This window comes from Solidesulfovibrio fructosivorans JJ] (assembly GCF_000179555.1).
Classification (GTDB): Bacteria; Desulfobacterota; Desulfovibrionia; order Desulfovibrionales; family Desulfovibrionaceae; genus Solidesulfovibrio; species Solidesulfovibrio fructosivorans.
In genome coordinates, this window is sequence record NZ_AECZ01000034.1 from 36,484 (window position 1) to 43,672 (window position 7,189).

General features: G+C 64.9%; 3 protein-coding genes. All 3 read left to right on the top strand.

Annotated features, from left to right (window positions below; all coding sequences use genetic code 11):
- The first annotated feature begins 33 nt into the window (after positions 1-33).
- The 3 genes from treZ to treY are packed head-to-tail and all read left to right on the top strand — an operon-like array spanning position 34 to position 7,135.
- The gene (gene treZ, locus DESFRDRAFT_RS17435) at positions 34-1,896 is read left to right on the top strand and encodes a malto-oligosyltrehalose trehalohydrolase (RefSeq protein WP_005996141.1); all 1,863 of its coding nucleotides are present in this window, start codon (positions 34-36) and stop codon (positions 1,894-1,896) included.
- The gene (locus DESFRDRAFT_RS17440) at positions 1,893-4,319 is read left to right on the top strand and encodes a DUF3536 domain-containing protein (RefSeq protein WP_005996143.1); all 2,427 of its coding nucleotides are present in this window, start codon (positions 1,893-1,895) and stop codon (positions 4,317-4,319) included. Before treZ ends, DESFRDRAFT_RS17440 begins: the two co-directional genes overlap by 4 nt.
- On the top strand, positions 4,316-7,135 hold the full coding sequence (gene treY / locus DESFRDRAFT_RS17445) for a malto-oligosyltrehalose synthase (protein WP_005996145.1): 2,820 nt from the start codon (positions 4,316-4,318) through the stop codon (positions 7,133-7,135). Before DESFRDRAFT_RS17440 ends, treY begins: the two co-directional genes overlap by 4 nt.
- The last annotated feature ends 54 nt before the right edge of the window (positions 7,136-7,189 follow it).

Below are 7,189 nucleotides of genomic sequence, written 5' to 3' on the forward strand. Positions count from 1 at the left end.
ACCCTTCCTTGAGATTGGTGCATACAAATATGTATGCAGCGAATCTTCTCCGGGTCGTTGCCGGTCGGCCCGCAAAAAACCGGCTCCGATTCCTGGCGCTTCACCGTCTGGGCGCCCAAACGCAAAAAACTTGCCCTGATCCTGCCTGAAAAAGACCTGAATCTCCCCATGGAGCCGCTTGCGGGCGGTTATTTCACGGTCGAAACAGCCGGGCTCGCCCCTGGCGCGCGCTACCTGTTCGAACTCGACGGCGACCTTCGCCGGGCCGACCCCGCCTCGCGCCATCAGCCCGACGACGTCCACAGCCCTTCGTCCCTGGTCGATACCGACGCCTTCGCCTGGACCGACGCCGGCTTTGCCCCGCCCGCGCCGGAGAATCGCGTTACCTACGAAATCCATGTCGGCGCGTTCACCCCGGAAGGCACTTTCGACGCGGCCATAACGCGCTTGGCGCACCTGCGCGAACTGGGCGTCACCTGCCTGGAACTCATGCCCGTGGCCCAGTTTCCGGGAGGGCGCAACTGGGGCTACGACGGCGTCTATCCCTATGCCCCGGCCGCGGCCTACGGCGGCCCGGAAGGGCTCGCCCGGCTCGTCGACGCCTGTCACGCCGCCGGGATCGCCGTTGTCCTCGACGTCGTCTACAACCACCTCGGCCCCGAAGGAAATTACCTGCGCGATTTCGGCCCCTATTTCACCGACCGCTACCACACGCCCTGGGGCGAGTCCGTCAACTTCGACGGCCCGGGCAGCGGCCCGGTGCGGGACTATTTCATCGGCAACGCGCTTTACTGGCTGCGGGAGTATCATATCGACGGCCTGCGCCTCGACGCCGTGCACGCCATCTACGACCAGAGTCCGGTCCATGTGGCCGCCGAACTGGCCGACAGGGTCCAGGCCTGGGCGGCCGGCGCGGGCCGGCGCGTCTTCGTCGTGGCCGAGACGCATCTCAACGATCCGGCCGTCATTACCGAAAAAGCCGCCGGCGGCATGGGCCTCGACGGCGTCTGGAACGACGATTTCCACCACGCCGTCCATGCGCTACTAACCAGGGAAAAGCGTGGCTACTACGCCGATTACGGTAGCCGCGACGACCTGATCGCGACCATGGCCGAAGGTTTTGCCTACGCCGGACGTCATTCCCCGTTTTTCGGCCACCGCCGGGGCGGCGACGCCGCGCATCTCCCGGCCGACCGCTTCATCAACTGCATCCAGAACCACGACCAGATCGGCAACCGGGCCCTTGGCGAACGGCTGGTCACGCTGGTCGGCCCCGAAGCGGCCAGGCTTGCCGCCGCGCTGCTCATTTTATCCCCGGGCTCGCCGCTTTTGTTCATGGGCGAGGAGTGGGGCGAGGACAGGCCGTTTCTTTACTGTATCAGTCATCTGGACGCCGGACTCGTCGATGCGGTGCGCAAAGGGCGCAAGCGTGAGTTCGCCTCGTTTCGCTGGCGCGGCGAGCCGCCGGACCCCTTTGCCCAGGCGACCTTCGAGGCCAGCCGTCCGGATTGGGCCAAGCTCGCCTCGCCCGATCACGCCGCCATGTTCGCCTGGTACCGGGAGTTGTTGCGCCTTCGCGCCGCAAGCCCGGCTCTGTCCGACACGCGCCGCCGCCTGACCCGGGTCTGGCCCCTGGACGCCTACCGCGCCCTGGCCATGGAGCGTCGGGGGGCCGACGGCCGCTACCTGTGCCTCTTCAATGCCGGCAAGCGTCCGACCCGGGTCAAGGTCGGCACGGCCGGCCGGCCCGGCGACTACGTCCGGCTCCTGGACGCCGCCGAGGTCCGTTTCGGCGGCTGGGGCGCCATGTCGCCAGAGCGTCTGTCCTCGAGCTTTTTTTCCCTGCCGGCGCATTGCGCCTGCGTGTACAAATTTTCGGAGAGCATGCCCACATGAGCCGCTACATCTGCATTCACGGCCATTTTTACCAGCCGCCACGGGAAAACCCCTGGCTGGAGGAAGTCGAGGTCCAGGACTCGGCCCATCCGTATCACGACTGGAACGAACGCATCACGGCCGAGTGCTACGGCCCCAATTCCGCCTCCCGCATCCTGGACGGCGAAGGCCGTATCGTCGACATCATCAACAACTATTCCAAGATCAGTTTCAACTTCGGCCCCACCTTGCTCTCCTGGATGCACCGCCACCACCCCAAACTCCATCAGGCCATCGTGGACGCGGACAGGCTGTCCATGGAGCGCTTCGACGGGCATGGCTCGGCCATGGCCCAGGCATTTTCCCATATGATCATGCCCCTGGCCTCCCGGCGCGACAAGATCACCCAGGTCCGTTGGGGAATCGCCGATTTTCGCTCCCGGTTCGGGCGCGACCCCGAGGGCATGTGGCTGCCGGAAACGGCCGTGGACCTGGAGACCCTGACCATCCTGGCCGACGCCGGCATCCGCTTCACAGTCCTGGCCCCCAGGCAGGCGGCCAGGGTGCGGCCCCTTGGCGGCGGGGCCTGGCAGGACGTCTCCGACAGCCGGGTGGACCCGACCACGCCCTACCTCGTGAAGCTTCCCCGGGGAAAATCCATCAGCGTCTTTTTCTACGACGGCCCCATCTCCCAGGACCTGGCCTTCGGCGACATGCTGGCCACGGGCGAGGCTTTCCACTCCCGGCTCATGGCCGCCTTTACCGACGCCGGCCGCGACTGGCCGCAGATCGTGCACATCGCCACCGACGGCGAGACCTACGGCCACCACCACTCCTTCGGCGAGATGGCGCTCACCTATTGCCTGTCGCTTATTGACGCCGACCCTTCGGTCGAGCTCATAAACTACGCCGCCTACCTCGACCGGCACCCCCCCCGGTTCGAGGCCGCGATCTTCGAGAATTCCTCCTGGAGCTGCATCCACGGCGTGGAGCGCTGGCGTTCCGATTGCGGCTGCAATTCCGGCATGCACGGCGGCTGGAACCAACAGTGGCGCGCGCCGCTTCGGGAGGCCATGAACTGGCTGCGCGACAAGTGCGTCGAGATCCACGAACGCTTGGCCCCGGCCTATTTTAAAGGCATCTGGAAGGCCCGCGACGCCTACATCGAGGTCATGCTCGACCGTTCCCCCGAGCGGGTGTCCGCCTTTCTCGCCGCCCACTCCAGAAAGCGTCTTTCGCCGCAAAACATGGTCACCGCGCTCAAGCTCATGGAATTGCAGCGCTACGCCATGCTCATTTTCACCAGCTGCGGCTGGTTCTTCGACGAAATCTCCGGCATCGAGACGGTGCAGATCCTCCAATATGCCGCCCGGGCCATCCAGCTCGGCCTGGAGCTCGACGGCGTCTCCCTGGAAAGCGCCTTTGCCGAAAAGTTGCGCCAGGCCCCGAGCAACGTGCTGCAAAGCGGGCTTACCGCCTATGAAAAATACGCCAAGCCGGCCGCCGTGGCCCTGCCCAGGGTCGGCGCGCACTACGCCATCTCCTCGCTGTTCGAGGACTATCCCGAAGAGTATGCCTTCGGCTGCTATACGGTGAACGGCACCATCGCGCTTCGCGAGCGGGCCGGCCGGTCGCGCCTGGTGACGGGACGGGCCTCGATCGCCTCGGTGGTCACGCTGGAGCACCTCGACGTGCAGTTCGCCGTCATCCATGCCGGCGACCACAACCTGACCTGCGGCATCGCCTCCCTCGGGGACCCCGAGGCCATGCGCGGCATGGAGGACGCCCTGCGTCGGGCCTTCGAGCGCGGCGACCTGCCCGAGACCATCCGCACCCTTGACGCCCATTTCGGGCAGAACATCTATTCCATCTGGCACCTGTTCCGCGACGAGCAGCGCAAGGTGGTGGCCGAGGTGCTTTCCCCGGCCTACCAGGAGGCCGAGGCCACCTATCGCCAGGTTTTCGAGAACAACTACCCCGTGCTGCGCTTCCTGCAATGGCTGTCCGTGCCGCCGCCGCGCCACTTCCTGGACGCCGCCGCCTTTGTCGTGGAAACCGATCTCAAGCGGCTGCTCGCCGGAGAGGATATGGACCTCGAGCGCCTGGACGGGCGCATCAAGGAAGCCAGGGACTTCGGACTCTCCCTGGATAACGACGCCCTGGGGCTTCTGGCCGCCCAGTGGGTCAACCGCCGGTTGGCGGCCTTCGGCAAGGAGCCCCGGGAGGTCAGGGTCCTCGACAACGTCAAGGAGGCCCTGGCGCGCCTTGGCGGCCTGTCCATGGGGCTCAGTCTTTGGAAGGCCCAGAACGTGGTGTTCGAACTTTCGCGCAGCCACTACCCGGACAAGGCCGGGGAAGCGGCCGGGGGCGACGGGGCCGCCCGCCGCTGGCTGGCCGCCTTCAAGGCCGTGGCCGACGCGTTGCATGTGAGGGTGCCGGCATGAGCGCGCCGCTTGCCACCTATCGGTTGCAGTTTTCCCCGACCTTCACCTTCACGGATTGCCGGGCCGTCCTCGATTACCTGGCCGCCCTCGGCGTCACCCATATCTACGCTTCGCCCATCTTCCGGGCCCGCCCCGGATCGACCCACGGCTACGACGTGTGCGACCACAAGGAGATCAATCCCGAACTCGGTGGCGAAGAGGAGTTCCGCGCCCTGGCCGCCGAAGCCAAAAAACGCGGTCTCGGCTGGATTCAGGACATCGTGCCCAACCACATGGCCGTCTCCGGCGACAACCGCATGCTGGTGGACGTCCTGGAAAATGGCCCTTCGTCACGCTACTACCACTACTTCGACATCGACTGGGACCATCCCTACGAAAGCATCAAGGGCCGGATGCTGGCCCCGTTTCTCGGCAACTTCTACGGACGCACCCTGGAAAACGGCGAGATCGCCATCGGGTTCGACCGCGACGGCTTTTTCGTGAGCTACTACGACCTGCGCTTTCCGCTGCGCATCGACTCGTACCTGCGGATCCTCACCTTGGGCCTTGATGCGCTGCGCCGCAAGATCGGCCGCGATTCCCCGGACTTCATCAAGCTCCTCGGCATTCTCTACACCATCAAGTCCCTGCCGCCAGACGATCCCCAGACCGACCGCTACGACCAGATCTATTTCGTCAAGCAGATGCTCTACGAACTGATCGAGACAAGCCCGCCCGTGCGCGAGTATGTCCAGGGCAATTTGGCCAAGGTCAACGGCACCGAGGAGATCGAGGGCCAGGGCGATCGTCGGGCGCTTTTGGAAAACATCCTGTACGAGCAGTACTTCCGCTTGTCCTACTGGAAGGTGGCCGGCGAGGAGATCAACTATCGCCGGTTCTTCTCCATAAACGACCTCATCTCGCTTCGGGTCGAAAACGAGGCGGTTTTTCGCCACTCCCACGGCAAGATTCTGGAGCTGGTGCGGGAGGGGCTTTTCTCCGGGCTTCGCGTGGACCATATCGACGGGCTCTACGATCCCTCGCGCTATCTGCGCCGGCTGCGCGAGGCTGTCGGCGACGCCTATCTGGTGGTGGAGAAAATCTGCGTCGGCGACGAGCCCTTGCCCGCGTTCTGGCCCATCGCCGGCTCCACGGGCTACGATTTCATGAACGCCGTCTGTCATCTCTTCGTGGACGGGACCAGGGAAAAGGCCTTTGAAAAGATCTACGCCGGCTACACCGGCCGACGACAGCGGGCCGAGGATCTGGTGGTCTGGAAAAAGCGCCGCATCATCGAAACCCACATGTATGGCGACGTGGAAAATCTGGCCCGGTTGATAAACGCCGTTTCCAGCCTGGACCGGCAGGGCTTCGACATCACCCTGCGTTCGACCAAGCGGGCGCTGTCCGAGGTGCTGGCCCATTTTCCGGTCTACCGCACCTACATCTCCCCGGATGCCATCCGGCCGGTGGACATCGAGTACATCCGCACGGCCGTGCGCAGCGCCAAGCTCCACAACGACGACCTGGCCTATGAGCTGGATTTTCTCGAGCGTTTCCTGCTTCTGCAATACGACGAGAACTTCAGCGAGGGGAAAAAGATGCAGTGGGCCAGGATCGCCATGCGCTTCCAGCAGGTGACCGGTCCGCTTATGGCCAAGGGCGTGGAAGACACGGCCTTTTACGTGCTCAACAGGCTTCTCTGCTTAAACGAAGTGGGCGGCGAGCCCGGGACCTTCGGCCTTTCGGCGGGGGCCTTCCACCACGTCATGGAGGACCGGGCCAAACAGTGGCCCACGGCTATGAGCGCTACCGCCACCCACGACACCAAGCGCGGCGAGGATGCGCGACTGCGTCTGGCCGCGCTTTCCGAGCTTCCCGACGTCTGGCGGGCGGCGCTGATTCGCTTTTCGCGTACCAACCAGCGCCGCAAGACTCGGATCGGGGACAAGCTCGCGCCGGATAAAAACGACGAGTACATGCTTTATCAGGCGATTTTGGCCCATTATCCGGTCGATCCCGGAGAATTGCCGCAATTCAAGGAGCGGCTGGCCGCGTTTCTGATCAAGGCCGTGCGCGAGGGCAAGGAACGCTCCAACTGGCTCAATCCGGACCTGGAATACGAAAATGCGCTCACGGATTTCGCCGCCCGCATGTTGCGCGCTTCGCCCAGGAATGCCTTTCTGGACGCGTTCGCGCCGCTTTGCCGCCGCGTGACGGATCTGGGCTTTTCCTATTCCCTGGCCCAGATGGTGCTCAAAATGGCCTGTCCCGGCATGCCGGACCTGTACCAGGGAACCGAGGACTGGGATCTGTCCTTCGTCGACCCGGACAACCGGCGCCCCGTGGATTTCGCCGCCCGGGCCAAGCGACTCGCCGCCCTCGAGAAGGCTTTCGACGCAGATCCGGCGGCGCTTTGCGCGTCCCTCATCGCCGCGCCCGAGGACGGCCGGGTGAAGTTTTTTACGCTGTGGCGGGGGCTTTGCGCCAGACGCGCCCAGCCGGCGCTTTTCACCTCCGGGGCCTATGTTCCGGCCCGGTTCGAAGGCAGCCAGGCCAAACGCCTCTTCGGCTTCTGGCGCACCTTCGAGGGCGAGGCCGCCCTGGCTATCGTGCCCCGGCGCATCGCCGCGCTGTCCCGGGGCGAGTCCGTCTTCGCCCTGGGCGGCATCTGGGAGGATACGCGGCTTATGGAATCCGCCCCTGGCATCACCGAACTCACCGACGTCATGACCGGCCGGCGGTTCTCCTGCGGCGAATGCTACATCAAGGACGTGCTGCGGGACTTCCCGGTGGCGCTTCTCGTCAGTGGGAAGAAGGAAGCGGAGGAAGAATAGAGAATCCGGGGGGAACCCTTTCTGAAGAAAGGGTTCCCCCCGGACCCCCCTCCC